The organism is Testudinibacter sp. P80/BLE/0925 (genome assembly GCF_053570785.1).
On the sequence record NZ_CM131636.1, the window covers coordinates 365,917 to 382,086 of the forward strand.

Annotated in this window: 17 protein-coding genes; 6 read left to right on the forward strand and 11 right to left on the reverse strand. The window is 48.4% G+C overall.

Annotated features, from left to right (window positions below; translation table 11 throughout):
- The first annotated feature begins 11 nt into the window (after window positions 1–11).
- The gene (locus tag ACWA5Z_RS01755; protein WP_431053620.1) at window positions 12–452 is read left to right on the forward strand and encodes a hypothetical protein; all 441 of its coding nucleotides are present in this window, start codon (window positions 12–14) and stop codon (window positions 450–452) included.
- Window positions 453–525: 73 nt separating this feature from the next.
- Here the strand turns inward: ACWA5Z_RS01755 and ACWA5Z_RS01760 are convergent, their stop codons facing one another.
- Together ACWA5Z_RS01760 and ACWA5Z_RS01765 are read right to left on the reverse strand one after the other, a co-directional pair.
- Window positions 526–1,833: an MFS transporter gene (locus ACWA5Z_RS01760; protein WP_431053621.1), complete on the reverse strand. Its 1,308-nt coding sequence runs from the start codon at window positions 1,831–1,833 to the stop codon at window positions 526–528.
- Window positions 1,834–1,881: 48 nt separating this feature from the next.
- Window positions 1,882–2,577, reverse strand: a complete 696-nt coding sequence (locus ACWA5Z_RS01765) for a 7-cyano-7-deazaguanine/7-aminomethyl-7-deazaguanine transporter (protein ID WP_431053622.1) — start codon at window positions 2,575–2,577, stop codon at window positions 1,882–1,884.
- 220 nt (window positions 2,578–2,797) lie between these two features.
- Here ACWA5Z_RS01765 and pyrG point away from each other — a divergent pair, with 220 nt between their 5' ends.
- From pyrG to ACWA5Z_RS01780, 3 genes are all read left to right on the forward strand, one after another.
- Window positions 2,798–4,429: a glutamine hydrolyzing CTP synthase gene (pyrG, locus tag ACWA5Z_RS01770; RefSeq protein ID WP_431053623.1), complete on the forward strand. Its 1,632-nt coding sequence runs from the start codon at window positions 2,798–2,800 to the stop codon at window positions 4,427–4,429.
- 141 nt (window positions 4,430–4,570) lie between these two features.
- Window positions 4,571–5,872 (forward strand): phosphopyruvate hydratase, encoded by a 1,302-nt coding sequence (gene eno, locus ACWA5Z_RS01775; RefSeq protein WP_431053624.1) that lies wholly within the window; start codon window positions 4,571–4,573, stop codon window positions 5,870–5,872.
- Between the two features lie 83 nt (window positions 5,873–5,955).
- Entirely contained in the window at window positions 5,956–6,357 is a 402-nt protein-coding gene (locus ACWA5Z_RS01780; RefSeq protein WP_431053625.1) for a DUF2251 domain-containing protein, read from the forward strand.
- A gap of 444 nt (window positions 6,358–6,801) precedes the next feature.
- Here the strand turns inward: ACWA5Z_RS01780 and cysE are convergent, their stop codons facing one another.
- The 7 genes from cysE to ACWA5Z_RS01815 all read right to left on the reverse strand — a co-directional run bounded on the left by cysE (window position 6,802) and on the right by ACWA5Z_RS01815 (window position 11,226).
- Window positions 6,802–7,623, reverse strand: coding sequence for a serine O-acetyltransferase (gene cysE / locus ACWA5Z_RS01785; RefSeq protein WP_431054269.1), 822 nt, complete (start codon window positions 7,621–7,623; stop codon window positions 6,802–6,804).
- Window positions 7,624–7,634: 11 nt separating this feature from the next.
- Window positions 7,635–8,660: an NAD(P)H-dependent glycerol-3-phosphate dehydrogenase gene (gene gpsA, locus ACWA5Z_RS01790; RefSeq protein WP_431053626.1), complete on the reverse strand. Its 1,026-nt coding sequence runs from the start codon at window positions 8,658–8,660 to the stop codon at window positions 7,635–7,637.
- Window positions 8,661–8,714: 54 nt separating this feature from the next.
- A complete protein-coding gene (locus tag ACWA5Z_RS01795) occupies window positions 8,715–9,029 on the reverse strand; it encodes a type II toxin-antitoxin system RelE/ParE family toxin (RefSeq protein WP_431053627.1) in 315 nt (104 codons plus the stop codon).
- On the reverse strand, window positions 9,022–9,204 hold the full coding sequence (locus tag ACWA5Z_RS01800; RefSeq protein ID WP_431053628.1) for a hypothetical protein: 183 nt from the start codon (window positions 9,202–9,204) through the stop codon (window positions 9,022–9,024). Before ACWA5Z_RS01800 ends, ACWA5Z_RS01795 begins: the two co-directional genes overlap by 8 nt.
- Before the next feature lie 140 nt (window positions 9,205–9,344).
- A complete protein-coding gene (gene secB / locus ACWA5Z_RS01805) occupies window positions 9,345–9,860 on the reverse strand; it encodes a protein-export chaperone SecB (RefSeq protein ID WP_431053629.1) in 516 nt (171 codons plus the stop codon).
- Between the two features lie 40 nt (window positions 9,861–9,900).
- Window positions 9,901–10,341, reverse strand: coding sequence for a rhodanese-like domain-containing protein (locus tag ACWA5Z_RS01810; protein WP_431053630.1), 441 nt, complete (start codon window positions 10,339–10,341; stop codon window positions 9,901–9,903).
- A gap of 201 nt (window positions 10,342–10,542) precedes the next feature.
- The gene (locus tag ACWA5Z_RS01815; protein WP_431053631.1) at window positions 10,543–11,226 is read right to left on the reverse strand and encodes a 2,3-diphosphoglycerate-dependent phosphoglycerate mutase; all 684 of its coding nucleotides are present in this window, start codon (window positions 11,224–11,226) and stop codon (window positions 10,543–10,545) included.
- A gap of 247 nt (window positions 11,227–11,473) precedes the next feature.
- Here ACWA5Z_RS01815 and envC point away from each other — a divergent pair, with 247 nt between their 5' ends.
- The gene (gene envC / locus ACWA5Z_RS01820; RefSeq protein WP_431053632.1) at window positions 11,474–12,709 is read left to right on the forward strand and encodes a murein hydrolase activator EnvC; all 1,236 of its coding nucleotides are present in this window, start codon (window positions 11,474–11,476) and stop codon (window positions 12,707–12,709) included.
- Entirely contained in the window at window positions 12,709–13,533 is an 825-nt protein-coding gene (locus tag ACWA5Z_RS01825; RefSeq protein ID WP_431053633.1) for a divergent polysaccharide deacetylase family protein, read from the forward strand. The genes envC and ACWA5Z_RS01825 overlap by 1 nt, the downstream gene beginning before the upstream one ends.
- An 18-nt stretch (window positions 13,534–13,551) precedes the next feature.
- Here the strand turns inward: ACWA5Z_RS01825 and ACWA5Z_RS01830 are convergent, their stop codons facing one another.
- The gene (locus ACWA5Z_RS01830; protein ID WP_431053634.1) at window positions 13,552–14,598 is read right to left on the reverse strand and encodes an NADP(H)-dependent aldo-keto reductase; all 1,047 of its coding nucleotides are present in this window, start codon (window positions 14,596–14,598) and stop codon (window positions 13,552–13,554) included.
- Window positions 14,599–14,610: 12 nt separating this feature from the next.
- Window positions 14,611–15,993, reverse strand: a complete 1,383-nt coding sequence (srmB, locus tag ACWA5Z_RS01835) for an ATP-dependent RNA helicase SrmB (RefSeq protein WP_431053635.1) — start codon at window positions 15,991–15,993, stop codon at window positions 14,611–14,613.
- Window positions 15,994–16,170 lie beyond the last annotated feature (177 nt).

Consider the following 16,170-nt stretch of genomic DNA (forward strand, 5'->3'; position numbering starts at 1 on the left):
GAGATTAGCATATGTTGAAAAAACGATTACTGATTACAGCCTGCGCAGCCGCATTAACCGCCTGCTCAACGAATACCGCTGACAGCGGTATCCGCGTGAAAGACTACCAAGAACCGGTGCTTGCCGCCAAATGGGTGCAATACCAGTGTGAAGCCGGAGTTGATCAGCAACGCGCCGAAGCCCGTTACCATTTTGGCGAAGCGACTGCGGTGGCGCAAGTCAAATTGGGAACAGAGATCTTAACCTTGGATTATGACGGCGAAAAATCCAATCGCGAAACTACCGTGTTCAGCGTGGATAATTACAGTTGGTCGATTAGCAATAAATTTGCCAGGCAAAAACCGGAATCGGAAGAAAACGGCTTTTTAACCGTCAGAAAAGTCGAAACCGTCAATGCAACCAATATTGAAGTGGAAGAAATTCTGAAAAAATCCTGTTTCCCACAGAAATAACCGACTCACATAAAAGTGCGGTTGACAAAAAAGCCGCTATCGGGGCTTCCTCCGATAGCGGCTTTAAACTGCCTTAAAGCGAAGTCACCGTCGCTTTCGGTTTTAACCAATACACTGCCAGCGTAGAAATCAACATCACGGCGGCGGCGCCAAGATAGAGATCTTTTGATTGCCAGCCTGCGTCGAGCAGATAACCGGCTAAGATAGGGGCGAAGATTGCGCCGAAGCGTCCGACACCAATAGAGAAACCCACGCCGGTGCTGCGGATTTCGGCTTGATACAGACTCGGGTTAAGGATATACAAACCGCTGATACAGCCGTTAATCAAACTGCCGATTAACACACCCAATATAAACGCAAAACCGACGCTTTGCAGGGAAAACACGAAGCCGACAATCGCAATGCTTGCCAAAACGCCAAACACGATCAGAATATGGCGTGCCGTCCAACGGCTGGCGAATAAGCCGAAGGTTAATGCGCCGCAAGTACCGCCGAGCGATAACATCATGCCGACGCTGATACTTTCATTTTTCGACATGCCGGCTTGTTCCAACAACGCCGGTGTCCATGAGCTGATAAAATAAAAGCTGAACATAATGGTGAAAAATGCCGCCCATACCAATAAAGTAATTTTCAAATAATTTGGTGAGAACAGTTCTAAAATACCGCGCGGTTGTTGTTGGCTTTGCGTTTGTTGTTCTAACGTCCAATCGCCTTGTAATTTTAAGCGTTTGGCGATTTTTTGCAGCCGCCCAAGGGCGTTTTTCGGTTTTTTACTCATCAAGAAGTCGATCGATTCCGGCAGGAATGACCAAATCACCAGCAAGCAGGCGCCGGTTAATGCCGCCCCGACAAAAAATACCGATTGCCAGCCGTAACCGGCTTGTAAAAAACGTGCCGACATGCCGCCTAACACTGCGCCGATACCGAAACCGGCGGCGTACAGGCTGATTGCCAAGCCGTGCCATTTGCGTGAAGAATATTCGCTGACGATCACGTTGGTACAGGCTAAAATACTGCCCACACCTAAGCCAGTAATAACACGCCAAACAGCTAATTGATAGTGATCGCCGGCAAAACCGGACAACAACATACCGACGGTGGATAACAGCACAGAGACCAATAATAATGGACGACGCCCGAATTTATCCGCCAGTGGGGCTAAAAACAGCGAACCGATGGTCATGCCAACCAAGCCTGCGCTGAGTAAATAGCCCACTTGCGCGCCGTCTAAATTAAATTCCGTTTTGATCGAAGAAGCGGTAAACGCCATTGCCAGCACATCAAAACCGTCCAATACGTTTAATAAAAACGCCAACAGCACAATCCCCCATTGAAACGGGCTCATTGCACTTTTGGCAATCGCGTGTCTTAAATCCATTTGTGTTGTCCTTAGGCTTAAAAAATCAGTCAAAAAAGAAATAAAAAATTAATTCAAACTGGGCTGACGGAGATCGACCAATTGCTGCAACTTTTTCAAAATAACATTCAACACCACGCCATAGGCAGGTACGAAAAACAGTAAACCGATAAACAATTTAAACAAATAATCGACAAAGCCGAGCGTCAGCCAGTTTTCCGCCATAAACGGATCACTGCTTTGATAAAAGGCGATCGCAAAGAACATCAGCGTATCGCAGGCACTGCCGAAGGTCATCGAACAGCTCGGCGCAATCCACCAGGTTTTGAGTTGGCGTAAGCGATTGAATACTAACACGTCTAACAGTTGCCCGAACACATAAGCGGCAAAACTGGCAATCGCTATGCGGAAGACGAACAGATTAAAGGTCGCAAGTGCGGTCAGCCCTTGAAATTGTTGGTCGACAAACAGCGTAGAAACCAGATAGCTGATCATCAATGCCGGAATCATCACCATAAAAATAATCTGGCGCGCCTCTTTTGCGCCGAACACGCGCACGGTCAGATCGGTAGCTAAAAAGATAAACGGGAAAGTCAGCGTCCCCCACGTGGTGTGAAAGCTGAAATCGCTGAACGGCAACCGCACTTCAAAGGCGTATTGCACCAGATAATTGCTGGCGGTGATAATCAAAATATGGAAAAAACTAAGAATAATTAACGCATTGCGTTTTTGTTGTGTGCTAAAAAGCGAAGAGGCTGAAAACATAATAATACCTTTTTGTTGTGTTTGGGGGCGAGGGAACCCAAATAAAATGATAAATTGTATAAAGCTTAAATTGTATAAAGAGCGGTGATAATACGGATTTTTGTGCAAAAGGCAAGCGGAATGAATATTTGAGTTTGACCGCACTTTGCTATACACTATTGTCCCGTCCTGATAAGACTTTCTTATCTCAAAATCATCTCATTCACAGACTGGATTTCAAATGGCTACCAATTATATTTTTGTGACGGGCGGTGTCGTATCTTCCCTCGGTAAAGGTATTGCTGCGGCATCTCTTGCGGCAATTTTAGAAGCGCGTGGCTTAAACGTCACGATGATGAAACTTGACCCTTATATCAACGTCGACCCGGGCACAATGAGCCCAATTCAGCACGGTGAAGTGTTCGTGACCCAAGACGGCGCGGAAACCGACTTAGACTTAGGGCATTACGAGCGCTTTATCCGCACCAAAATGACCAAGCGCAACAATTTCACCACCGGTAAAATCTATTCCGAAGTGTTACGCAAAGAACGTCGCGGCGACTATTTGGGCGCAACCATTCAGGTGATTCCGCATATCACCAACGAAATCAAAGCGCGCGTGATTGACGGCGCAGCCGATCATGACGTGGCGATTGTCGAAGTCGGCGGCACGGTCGGTGATATTGAATCGTTACCGTTCTTAGAAGCCTTACGCCAATTGGCGGTGCAAGTCGGACGCGAGCGCACCTTATTTATGCACCTGACGTTAGTGCCGTATATCGCCGCCGCAGGCGAATTGAAAACCAAACCGACCCAACACTCGGTGAAAGAGTTACTTTCCATCGGGATTCAACCGGATATTCTGATTTGCCGTTCCGATCGCAGCATTCCGGCGAATGAACGCGCCAAAATTGCCTTATTCTGTAACGTCCCGGAAAAAGCAGTAGTGTCGCTGAAAGATGTCAGCTCGATTTACCAAATTCCGGCAATGTTGAAATCACAGGGCTTAGATGACTATATCTGCCAACGTTTCCATTTCGACTGTCCGGAGGCGGATCTGAGCGAATGGGAACAGGTGTTATACCGCGAAAGCAACCCAAGCAATGGTGACGTCACGATTGGCATGGTCGGCAAATATATCGAACTGCCGGACGCATACAAATCGGTGAACGAAGCCTTGAAACACGCAGGTTTAAGCAACCGTTTAAGCGTGCATATCAAATATATCGACTCGCAAGACATCGAATCCAAAGGCACCGATCTGCTGAAAGGCTTGGACGGCATTTTAGTGCCGGGCGGCTTCGGCTATCGTGGCGTGGAAGGCAAAATCATGACCGCCCAATACGCACGTGAAAACAACATTCCGTATTTGGGCATTTGTCTGGGAATGCAGGTCGCTCTGATTGAATACGCGCGCAATGTGGCACGTTTAAGCAACGCCAACTCGACCGAATTTGACAAAAACACGCCGTATCCGGTGGTCGGTTTGATTACCGAATGGCAGGATGCCGAAGGCAACGTCGAAACCCGTAGCGAAAGCTCCGATCTGGGCGGCACAATGCGCCTGGGGGCACAACTTTGCCACTTGATCGAAGGCACCAAAACGCACGAGATTTACGGCGCAGACACCATCGAAGAACGCCACCGCCACCGCTATGAAGTGAACAACAATTTATTACCGCAAATCGAAGCGGCGGGCTTGAAAGTCAGCGGTTTGTCGGCGGATAAGAAATTGGTGGAAATCATCGAAATCCCGAACCACCCGTGGTTCGTCGCGGCGCAATTCCACCCTGAATTCACTTCAACCCCGCGCGACGGACACCGCTTATTTAGCGGATTTGTTAAAGCTGCGAAAGAACATCAGAAAAAGTAAGTAATTTGTTAAAATAAAAAAATAATTCGGTGCAGGAATCGTCATTCCTGCACTTTTTACAAGACAAATAAAACAAATCCCTTTAGTATATAACACAGTTTTTTAGTATTGATTTTAGTTTAATCACAAGAGGAAAATACAATGGCAAAAATTGTTAAAGTAATTGGTCGTGAAATTATTGATTCTCGCGGAAATCCGACGGTTGAAGCAGAAGTGCATTTGGAAGGTGGCTTCGTTGGTTTAGCGGCTGCGCCATCAGGTGCATCGACCGGTTCGCGCGAAGCGTTGGAACTGCGTGACGGCGACAAATCGCGTTTCTTGGGTAAAGGCGTGTTGAAAGCGGTTGAAGCGGTAAACGGTCCGATTGCAAGTGCGGTTGTCGGCAAAGATGCGACAAACCAAGCCGAAATCGACCAAATCATGATCGATTTAGACGGTACTGACAACAAATCCAAATTCGGCGCGAATGCCATTTTGGCGGTATCATTGGCGAATGCGAAAGCCGCGGCGGCATCCAAAGGCTTGCCATTGTACGCACACATTGCCGAATTAAACGGCACCCCTGGCGTTTACTCCATGCCTTTACCGATGATGAACATCATCAACGGTGGTGAACACGCTGACAACAACGTCGATATTCAAGAATTTATGATTCAACCGGTCGGTGCGAAAACCTTGCGTGAAGCATTGCGTATCGGTGCGGAAGTATTCCACAACTTAGCAAAAGTATTGAAAGGCAAAGGTTTGAACACGGCAGTGGGTGACGAAGGTGGTTTCGCCCCTAACCTGGCGTCTAACGCTGACGCATTGGCATGCATCAAAGAAGCGGTGGAAAAAGCCGGTTATGTGTTAGGCAAAGACGTGACCTTAGCGATGGACTGCGCCTCTTCTGAGTTCTACAACAAAGAAACCGGCAACTACGAAATGAAAGGCGAAGGCAAAACCTTCACTTCTCAAGAGTTCACGCATTACTTAGAAGAATTGACCAAACAATACCCAATCGTCTCTATCGAAGATGGTCAAGACGAATCCGACTGGGAAGGTTTTGCTTACCAAACTAAAGTATTGGGCGACCGTGTACAATTGGTCGGTGACGATCTGTTCGTAACCAACACCAAAATCTTAAAAGAAGGTATCGACAAAGGTATCGCCAACTCCATCTTGATCAAATTCAACCAAATCGGCTCTTTGACCGAAACCTTGGCGGCGATCAAAATGGCGAAAGATGCCGGTTACACCGCGGTTATCTCTCACCGTTCAGGCGAGACCGAAGATGCGACTATCGCCGATTTAGCGGTCGGTACCGCAGCAGGTCAAATCAAAACCGGTTCAATGAGCCGTTCTGACCGTGTTGCCAAATACAACCAATTAATCCGTATCGAAGAAGCGTTAGGTGCGAAAGCCCCGTTCAACGGCTTGAAAGAAGTGAAAGGTCAAGCGTAATTATTACCTTAGCTAAATGAAGAAAAGGTTGTTTGAAGCGATTCAGACAACCTTTTTCTTTATCGAAAAGAGGAGGGCAATATATGTTCTATTTAGCATTGGAAGATCAACTGTTTATCGGACAAACAAAGCAGGTCGGCACCGGATCGGAACAACATGATCACCTCTCGGTAATCTTTGAAGATGACGGCGAAACCGGTTATTTTTATGCTTTGGATACCCGCCAAGCCATGCCGATTGTCGATTCGCTGCACATTTATAACGCAAGTGCGGTCAGCGAAAAAGAAACAGCACGCAAGTTACAAATCTGCTGGTCGCAAGGCGGCGATTTTGCCTTATTGCTGATTAATGATTATCCGCACGCCGCTTTTGATTTCGTCAAATTGATTGCCTACAACCACAGCAAATATCCCGAACCGGAATTCGGCAGTCTGTGGTCGCGCAAAGTGATTGACGATGAATTAGTCAAACACTGGCTGGCATAAGCACGCATTTATGCAAAGTGCGGTTGCTGGCGGTGATCTGCACCCCAAAAGACAGAAAAATCCTTAAACTTTCTCAGTTTAAAAAAACAAGGCATTAGCGATCTTTAAGTCAAAATTTTGATCTTTGTCACATTTGGAATAAAAATCGAGTCAAATTTCAAAAAAGAGAGGGGAAAAATGGAAGTACGGTTTAGCCGCACTTCAAGCTGATGACAAAGTCCCTTTCTCTAATCATTTCCCTCCCTCCGTATACGGAGGGAGGTGTCCGAAGGACGGAGGGAGGCATAAATCATTTTAAAAATGAATATGTTGTATTTTCATATTACTCCTCCCTCCCCATTTTTCTTGCGAAAAATGGTACTCCCTCCGCACACGGAGGGAGAGCAGTAAGTTTGTCCGCAATCTCAAGTGCGGTTTAACCGCACTTTGGTTTACCAAGACGAATTAAATATTACGGAATTCACATTCCAACTGATCGTTGTCGGCAAAATACTGATCCATTTCGAATGAGGGTTTGGTTTGTTGGTGTTGGGCGATGATTTTCGCCGGTACGCCGGCGGCGGTGGCGTATTCCGGTACGGCTTGCAGCACTACTGATCCGGCGCCGATTTTGGCGAAGCGTCCGACTTCGATATTGCCGAGAATTTTTGCGCCTGCGCCGATCATCACGCCTTCGCGTACTTTCGGGTGGCGATCACCGCACTCTTTGCCTGTGCCGCCGAGAGTAACGCCTTGTAAAATCGAGACATCATCTTCAATCACCGCGGTTTCGCCGACCACAATGCCCGTGGCATGATCGAGCATAATGCCTTTGCCGATCCGCGCGGCGGGGTGAATATCCACATCAAACGCAACCGAAATCTGGTTTTGCAGATAAATCGCCAGTGCCGTTCTGCCGGCTTGCCACAAATAATGGGTGATACGGTAGCTTTGCAGGGCGTGGTAGCCCTTCAGATATAGCAGTGGCGTGGAGCACATGTTGACCGCCGGATCACGCTCGCGTACCGCCAATAAATCACAGGCGGCGTAGGCGATTAAATCCGGGTGCTGTTGATAAGCTTCTTCGATAATCTCTTTCAGCGCAATCGCCGGCATAATCGGATTGGACAGTTTATTTGCCAGAATATAACTGAGTGCCAAACCGAGATCGTAATGCTTCAAAATGGTGGCATGATAGAAACTTGCCAACATCGGTTCATTTTCCACCAGTTCTTTGGCTTCGCTGCGGATTGACAACCATAAATCGAGCAGTTTTTGCGGAGACATTTCGGTCATAATCATTCTCTTGTATATTCTTCTTTACGCTCACGGCCTAGCAGGGCAAGCGCTGCGTCGCGAGCGTTTTTGCCGCAGAATAGCACTTGATAAATCTGTTCGGTAATCGGCATTTCGATCCCTTGCCGTTGTGCCAGCAGGTGAGTTTCTTTGGTGTTGTAGAAGCCTTCGACCACTTGTCCGATATTATCCAAGGCTTGTTGTGCGCTGAAGCCTTGTCCCAACATTAAGCCGAAACGGCGGTTGCGCGATTGGTTGTCGGTACAGGTCAACACCAAATCGCCCAAGCCGGCCATGCCCATAAAGGTTTCCGGCTGTGCGCCCAAGGATAAGCCCAAACGGGTGATTTCGGCAATGCCACGGGTGATCAGTGCGGTACGCGCATTCGCACCGAAGCCCATGCCATCGGAAATGCCGGCGCCAATCGCAATCACGTTTTTGACGGCGCCGCCCAGTTGTACGCCAATCATGTCATTGTTGATATAGACACGGAAATGTTTGCTGCAATGAATGCGGGTTTGCACTTCACGCGCGAATTGCGCATTGTCTGAAGCCAAAGCGATTGCCGTCGGCAAGCCGTTTGCCAGTTCTTTGGCAAAGGTCGGGCCGGACAACACCGCCAGCGGATAGTGGCTGCCGAGTTGTTCTTTCACCACTGCTTGCAATAAGCGTCCGCTATCCCGCTCCAAGCCTTTGGTTGCCCAAATCAGGCGGCTGTCGTTGCGCAACAGCGGTTTAATTTGGGCGATCACATCGCCGAACACATGGCTCGGCACGACTAATAAGATATCGCGCGAAGCTTGAATGGCAGTGCATAAACTCGGTTCGATAATCAGCGAGTCGGGAAAGGCGATATCCGGTAGAAATTCACGGTTTTGCCGTTCTTCGGCTAATCGTTGCAGATGGTGTTTATCGTGCCCCCACAGGTAAGTCGGGTAGCCGTTACGAGAAAACGCAATCGCCAGCGAAGTGCCGAAAGAACCTGCGCCAAGAACGGTGATCGGAGTGTTGGTTAGTGCGGTGGTCATATTCTTTCCTATGTTGGCTTTTTATAATATGTTGATTTTATGGCTATTGATTATTTAGAAAAAAGGAAAATTTGATGGATCAAGCGTATCGACTTCACTGCGTAAGATCCGTAATAAAATAATTTGTGTTTCTGTGCGATAAAAATACAAATTATAGCGTTGATAAGGAAACATTAATAAATTTGGTTTAATGTCATTTCTGGCTGTTCCGAGCGTCATATTGCAATCACACAGGATATTCAGTGTCTGTATTAATCCGTTTTTAAATTTTTTGTTAGTTTCGGTAGAAAAATAACGTCGCCCGTATTCGGCAATTTCATGAAGATCTTGAATAACCGCATTGGAACGAATAAGTTGGCGTTTATTCATGAAAAATGGCGTCCAAATCCGTTTCCATATTTTCCCATACTTCAAATTCGCTTTCTTCGGCTTGGTCGATCAGCGCACGCAGTTTCACACGTTGCGCTTCAACCGATTGGAGTTGGGCAAGATAGGCTTGTTTTGAAGCATTTTCTGTTAAAACAGATTGATTTGATAAGAGCATAGTTAATCTCCCTGTAATCTACGACGTCTGATAAATATCATACAGACGGCAAATAGACGATGCAATGATTTCAAGTTGCAATAAAACAAAATCGCAGACATTTGCCTGCGATTTTTGCTAAAGTTGAACGAAATCCCGTCTTAGTGGGTGGTTTCGCTTTTTGCTTCGCCGCTGTTTTCAAGTTCGGCTTGTTGTGCTTCCAGTTGTTGCATAAACAGCGCGTCAAAGTTGACCGGCGACAGGTTCAGTGCCGGGAAAGTTCCGCGGTTCACCAAGTTGGAAATCAGCTCGCGTGCATACGGGAACAACATATTCGGGCATTGTGCGGTCAGGCAGTGCGCCAGTTGTACGCCTTCCAAACCTAACACGGTGAACACACCGGCTTGTTTGACTTCACAGATAAACGCCACATCACCGCTGTCTTCCAGGGTGGTTTCTACGGTCAGATTCAAGCAGACTTCGTATAAACCTTCCGCCAATTCAACGGTTTCGGTGTTTAAGTTGAATTGCAGTTGCGGTTTCCACTCTTGTTGGAAAATGGTCGGTAGATTCGGTGCTTCAAACGACACATCTTTTACATAAATACGTTGGATTTGTAAGGTCGGTTGCACCGCTTGTTCTTCGGTGTTTGCCGCTTGTGTATTTTCGTCAGCCATGTTCAGCTCCCTTGCTTTAGTTGGAATCGTTAAAGTGAAATTAGTGTTTAACTAACGGCAGATTTGCCGCACGCCAGCCGCCAATGCCTTCTTTCAGGCTGTAAGCTCGGCTGAAACCGTTTTTGTATAACTGGTTGGCAATCGCTTCGTTGCCCAAACCGCTGGTATCGACCACAATCACCGGCACGTTTTTATGTTTTTCCAAAATGCTTGCGGTGTTGTTTTTGATTTCGGTCGGCAAGGCTTGCACGCTGCCGATAATGTGTCCGCGTTGAAATTCATCGTTGCTGCGCACGTCAACCACAATCCCGTGTTCTTTGTTCAGCAGTTGCGTCAATTGCGCATTGTCGATGACTTTCACGCGCGATGCCGCTGATTTAATAAAGGTGACGATAACACCGATAAAAACGGCAACCCACGCGACAATCATAATGGTGTGATTACCGGCAAATTCGATAGCTCTAGGGATAAAATCTTCCATTTAAAATCTCGATCGGTAAAAAATAGTGTTAAAAAAGAGAGTCAAGTATAACCGCACTTCGGCGCTTAACCAAACAAAACTAAAGTGAGACTGTACAAATATTGTCAGATCGATGGCAAAGTGCGGTCAAAGAATACAAAAAAACCGCACTTTGACCGATCAGATCGGCAAGTGCGGTTAGAAACGTGCTAGGCGGTTAACTTATAGATAGTATTTTTTAACCACTTTTAAGTTATCGTCCAATTGATACACCAACGGCTGACCGGTCGGGATTTCCAAATCCATAATATCCGCGTCGGAAATGCCTTCGATGTGTTTTGCCAAGGCACGCAGCGAGTTACCGTGTGCAGTGACTAACACACGCTGACCGCTTAACAATGCCGGGGCGATTTGATCTTCCCAGAACGGCAGCACACGCTCCAAGGTCACTTTCAGGTTTTCACCGTCCGGCACCACGTCGCTCGGCAGGTGCGCATAACGGCGATCATTATGGGCGGAGTTCGGATCATCTTGTGCCAATAACGGTGGCAAGGTGTCGTAAGAGCGGCGCCAGATATGCACTTGCTCGTCGCCGTATTTTTCAGCGGTGGCTTTTTTGTCCAAGCCTTGCAGTTCACCGTAGTGACGCTCATTCAAACGCCAGTTTTTCACTTGCGGAATCCACAATTGGTTGGATTCTTCCAGCACGATATTACAGGTTTTAATCGCACGGGTTAATACGGAAGTGAAGGCGATATCGAATTCGAAACCGGCTTCTTTCAATTTTTGACCGGCGGTTTTGGCTTCTTCGATACCGCGCTCGGTCAGGTTCACATCGCGCCAACCGGTGAATAAATTTTTGGCATTCCACTCACTGAAACCGTGACGAATAAAGACTAATTCCATAAAAAAGTTCTCCTATGATTTAATTAAAAAGCGTGTGGCATTTATAGCAAATATTTCTATAAGTTGAAATAGTCGCGACGGATCTTTGCCGATATTCTGGCAAGAATTGCTGATCTTTTGCCAAGAAGCGATTAAAATGTGTTAATTTTGTTAGAGGCGTGTAGGTGTTTTGTCGAATGACGAAAAATAAAATCAGATGAAGCCGCTACCGATTCGAATTTGCCAGACTTAACAGGAGTGACCGTCGGTGTCAGTGCAGGGGATTCAAAAACATTTACTGTTTTTTTTATGTGCGATCGGATTTATCGCCGCAGGTATAAGTCCGGACAGTTATGCCAATCAACAAGATTTATCCAAGGTTCAGCAGCAGATTAAGCGGCAGCAGCAACAGCTGTCGCAGCAGCGTCAGGAGCAGAACCGCCTGCAACAAGAGTTGAAAAAGCAGGAAAACAGCATTAACAACGTGTTGGGCGAGTTACGCAAAACCGAGCAGGAATTGGGGCAGTTGCAGCGTAGCATTCGCGAAACCGACAAGCAGATCGCACAGTTGGAAAAGCAGTTAGCGGCGCAAAAGCAGAAACTGGCGCAGCAGTTGGATTCCGCATACCGTGCCGGTCTGAATCCGTCGGTTATCGAGAAAATCCTGTCGGAAAAGGCGCAGGTCAGCGATCGGATGTTGGCGTATTACCAAGAGTTTAACCGCTCTCGCATAGCGTTGATCGATTCGATTAAACAAACCCAAGCGGATTTGGAAGCGCAAAAAACCGATGCACAGCAACAGCAAAAACAGCAACAGGCGATTTTAACTAAGCAGAAACAATCACAGGCTTCGTTACAAAAAACGCAAAACGAACGGAAATCGACCCTGACCAAATTGGATCGTTCGATTAAACAAGGCGAAAACCGCCTGGACGTGTTGAAAGAAAATGAAAACAGCCTGAAACGTTCGATTGCGCAAGCGCAACAACGCGCCAAAAAACGCGAACAGGAAGAACTTGCCGCCTACCAGCGTAAAAAAGCCGAGCAAGCGAAAAAAACCGATAAACCTTATCAACCGACCGAGAACGAAAGAAACCTGACGCGCAAAACCAGCGGTTTAGGCGCAGGCAAAAAACAATATGCTTTGCCGACCGGCGGCAGCATTGCCAACCGTTTCGGCTCGGTGCAAATGGGGGAATTGCGCTGGAAAGGGATCGTCATCAACAGTAGTGCTGGCGCGGCAGTCAAAGCCATCGCCGACGGACGCGTCATTTTAGCCGATTGGCTGCAAGGCTACGGCTTGGTGGTGGTGGTCGATCACGGTGCCGGCGATATGAGTTTGTACGGCTACAACCAACGTTTAAGCGTGCAAAACGGACAATACGTCAAGAACGGTCAGAAAATCGCCGAAGTCGGCAGCAGCGGCGGACAAGGCAAGCCCTCGCTCTATTTCGAAATCCGGCGCAAAGGTAATCCGGTGAATCCGTTGAATTGGGTGAAGTGATGGGGAGATTATCCAAAACCGCACTTTGCTTGTTGTTACTGCTGTCTGCCGACAGCGGCTTGGCGGCGCGTTTGGCGATTGTGATTGATGACATCGGCTATCGTGCCGACGATCAAAAAATTTATAACCTGCCGAAAGAGATTTCGGTGGCGATTATTCCGTCGGCGCCGAATGCCACCGCGCGTGCCGAGCAAGCAAAACGGCAGGGGCGGGATATTTTGATTCACCAGCCGATGCAGCCGAAAGCCAAGATGAAATTGGAAAAAGAGGGCTTGCGCTTGGGCATGTCGCAGGCAGAGGTGACGGAAAAACTGGATTACGCCCGTCAGCGCGTGCCCTATGCAATCGGCTTGAACAACCATATGGGCAGTGCCGCCACTGCCGACCGCACGTTGATGAGCCATTTAATGCAAAATCTGGTTAAGCATAGCCTGTTTTTCCTCGACAGCCGCACGATCGGCAGCAGCGTGGCGAGCAAAGTGGCGCGGGAAAACGGGGTGGTGGCGTTGGATCGGCATATTTTCTTGGACGACAGCGACGAATACGCGGATGTGCAGCGCCAGTTTAATTTATCCGTTCAATATGCACGCAAACACGGCATGGCGATTGTGATCGGACACCCGCGTAAAAATACGATTAACGTGTTGCGGCAAGGCATTGCCAATTTGCCGAGTGATATTCAACTGGTCGGTATGGGCAGTTTGTGGCGCAACGAAAAAGTGATTCCGCCGAAACCGTTTATTCTGCTGTTTAACGATTTGCCGGCTTCGACTTCGGTTGCGCCTTTTGTGAAGTATCCGCTGTTGCGCGGTGTGCCGGAATAAGCGGCACGGGTTTGCGGCTTAAGGGCAAGGATTACTGATTTCTGCATGCACCGCATTGATTTGCGCCAGTGTTTCCTCGCTTAACCGCACGTCCACGCTGGCAATATTTTCCGCCAACTGCTCAAGGGTGGTCGCACCGATAATATTACCGGCGACAAACGGCTGTTGATTGACAAACGCCAGTGAAAGTGCGGTCAGGCTGATGTTGGCTTGCTCGGCAATCGCGGCGTAACGCTCGATCGCTGCAAAGGCTTGCGGTTTTGTGTAACGTTGGAAACGTTCAAACAGGGTTAAACGTCCTTTTTCCGGCCAAGGCGAAGTGCGGTATTTGCCGCTGAGTAAGCCGAATGCCAACGGCGAATACGCCAATAAACCGACCTGCTCGCGCAACGAAATTTCGCTCAAACCCACTTCATAACTGCGATTGAGCAGGTTATACGGATTTTGCACCGATAGCACGCGTGGCAGGCTTAATTCGCGATGTAGGCGCAAACACTCCATCACGCCCCACGGCGTTTCGTTGGATAAGCCGAAATGGCGGATTTTTCCTTGTTGCTGCAAGGTTTGCAGCGCTTCCAGACTCTCTTGCAACGGCGTCACATCCGCTGGTTCATCAAGTGCGGTCAGCCCTAATTGCCCGAAATAGTTCACTTGCCGCTCCGGCCAATGCAGCTGATACAGATCCAAATAATCGGTTTGCAGCCGTTTTAAACTGGCGTCACAGGCGGCAAAAATCTGCTGTTGAGTAAAGCGCGAACCGCCGCGAATATAGTTTTGGTTATCGTTGGCGCGCGACGGACCGGCGATTTTACTGGCGACAATCACCTTATCGCGCTGCTGTTTCGCCAGCCAACTGCCGACATATTGCTCGGTACGCCCATAGGTTTCGCCGCTTGGCGGCACAGGATACATCTCGGCGGTATCAATAAAATTGACTCCGTGTGCCAGCGCGTAATCCAACTGTTGGTGTGCGTCCGCTTCGCTGTTTTGCTCGCCGAAGGTCATCGTGCCCAAACAGATTAAACTGACGTTCAGATCGCTGTTGCCGAGTTGCCGATATTGCATTGCGCTTTTCTCCTATTGGTCCGCTTGGGATTTGGTTTTGACCGCACTTTTCTCTCTTACTGCACTTTCAGTTGCCACGGCACGTTGCGAATCACTTGGTTTACGCCGTTTGCCGATGTTTTTGCTGTCGCGATGGCGCAGTTTGACCTTTTTCTTCTCTTGTTGTTTCTCGGCTTTTTTCTCTTTTAAACGGGCTTTCTGTTTTTTGCTGACGCGCTTTTGATCGCCGTCTTTCGGCGGACTGGTGCGCGGTTCAAGCCCTTCGACAATCCGCGATTTCAGGGCTTCGTCGGTATAACGGCGGATTTTACCCAACAATTTATAATCGTGTCCTTCCACCAAGGAAATCGCATTGCCTTTCTTGCCGGCGCGCGCGGTGCGCCCGATACGGTGCAGATAGGTGTCGGCACTGTACGGCAGATCGTAATTGAAAATATGGCTGATGTCGTCAATGTCAATCCCACGCGAGGCGACATCGGTGGCAACCAGAATATTCACCACGCCGTTTTTCAGTTTATCAATCGCGTTGTTACGCTGGGTTTGCGCCATTTCGCCCTCTAAATAGGTGCTGCGAATGCCGCGTTTACGCAGGTTCTCCGACAGCTCGCGCACCTCTTCGCGTTTGCGTACAAATACGATCCCGCGCTCGACATTTTCATTGTCGATTAAGCGTGCCAACAGCTTGAATTTATGTTCTTTACTGTCGGCATGATAGATCCATTGTTGGATTTTTTTGCGTTCGCGCCGGCTTGGGTCGGCGTCGATTTGCACCGGCTCATTTAAAATCCGCTCGGCAAAATCCGCCAGCAGTTCGCCTTCCAACGTGGCGGAAAACAGCAGGGTTTGTTTGCGCCAGCGGGTTTCGGCGGAAATGGTTTCCGCATCTTGCCCGAAGCCCATTTGCAGCATTCTGTCCGCTTCGTCGAAAATCAGGATTTCCACCGCGCGGCAATCAAAGTTTTCTTCTTTGATGTATTGCAGCAAACGCCCCGGAGTGGCGACCACAATATCTTGATTTTTATTGAAAATCTCACCGTGATTTTGGTAGGCGACACCGCCGGTGATGGTGGCGATACTCAGGTTGGTGTATTTCGCCAGTTCTTTGGCTTGATCCGCCACTTGCATTGCCAATTCACGGGTCGGGGTCAGCACTAACACGCGCGGCGCACCCGGTTTGCGGCGTGGGAAATCCAATAAATGCTGAATTGCCGGCAATAAAAATGCGGCGGTTTTGCCGGTGCCGGTCGGCGCAGAGCCGAGAATATCGCGCGCTTCCAAGGCGTGCGGAATCACCTCCGCCTGAATCAACATCGGACGTTGATAGTTTTTATCGCGCAGGGCTTTCAGCAGTTCGGGCGCTAAGTCAAATTGTTCAAAGTGTTGTGCTGTTGTCATAAATTACCTCAATCTTGGTGTGCACTGATTATAGCCTTCCGGCGCTGATACCGCACTTGTTTTATGTGATTTAGATTTTGATCTTCTTAGGAAGTGCGCAGTCGCAGGGCAGTAAAGCGAAATTACGGCAACAAAAAACCGCCAACGGCAACCCCGCTGGCGGCTTACCAAGCAAAA

Excerpts from the sequence above, each read along its gene's own strand:
- ACWA5Z_RS01810 (WP_431053630.1), bottom strand. The coding sequence starts at position 10,341 with ATGGAAGATTTTATCCCTAGAGCTATCGAATTTGCCGGTAATCACACC.
- secB (WP_431053629.1), bottom strand. The coding sequence starts at position 9,860 with ATGGCTGACGAAAATACACAAGCGGCAAACACCGAAGAACAAGCGGTG.
- eno (WP_431053624.1), top strand. The coding sequence starts at position 4,571 with ATGGCAAAAATTGTTAAAGTAATTGGTCGTGAAATTATTGATTCTCGC.
- ACWA5Z_RS01780 (WP_431053625.1), top strand. The coding sequence starts at position 5,956 with ATGTTCTATTTAGCATTGGAAGATCAACTGTTTATCGGACAAACAAAG.
- ACWA5Z_RS01830 (WP_431053634.1), bottom strand. The coding sequence starts at position 14,598 with ATGCAATATCGGCAACTCGGCAACAGCGATCTGAACGTCAGTTTAATC.
- srmB (WP_431053635.1), bottom strand. The coding sequence starts at position 15,993 with ATGACAACAGCACAACACTTTGAACAATTTGACTTAGCGCCCGAACTG.
- ACWA5Z_RS01765 (WP_431053622.1), bottom strand. The coding sequence starts at position 2,577 with ATGTTTTCAGCCTCTTCGCTTTTTAGCACACAACAAAAACGCAATGCG.
- ACWA5Z_RS01760 (WP_431053621.1), bottom strand. The coding sequence starts at position 1,833 with ATGGATTTAAGACACGCGATTGCCAAAAGTGCAATGAGCCCGTTTCAA.
- gpsA (WP_431053626.1), bottom strand. The coding sequence starts at position 8,660 with ATGACCACCGCACTAACCAACACTCCGATCACCGTTCTTGGCGCAGGT.
- cysE (WP_431054269.1), bottom strand. The coding sequence starts at position 7,623 with ATGTCTCCGCAAAAACTGCTCGATTTATGGTTGTCAATCCGCAGCGAA.
- ACWA5Z_RS01825 (WP_431053633.1), top strand. The coding sequence starts at position 12,709 with ATGGGGAGATTATCCAAAACCGCACTTTGCTTGTTGTTACTGCTGTCT.
- ACWA5Z_RS01755 (WP_431053620.1), top strand. The coding sequence starts at position 12 with ATGTTGAAAAAACGATTACTGATTACAGCCTGCGCAGCCGCATTAACC.
- ACWA5Z_RS01800 (WP_431053628.1), bottom strand. The coding sequence starts at position 9,204 with ATGCTCTTATCAAATCAATCTGTTTTAACAGAAAATGCTTCAAAACAA.
- pyrG (WP_431053623.1), top strand. The coding sequence starts at position 2,798 with ATGGCTACCAATTATATTTTTGTGACGGGCGGTGTCGTATCTTCCCTC.
- ACWA5Z_RS01815 (WP_431053631.1), bottom strand. The coding sequence starts at position 11,226 with ATGGAATTAGTCTTTATTCGTCACGGTTTCAGTGAGTGGAATGCCAAA.
- ACWA5Z_RS01795 (WP_431053627.1), bottom strand. The coding sequence starts at position 9,029 with ATGAATAAACGCCAACTTATTCGTTCCAATGCGGTTATTCAAGATCTT.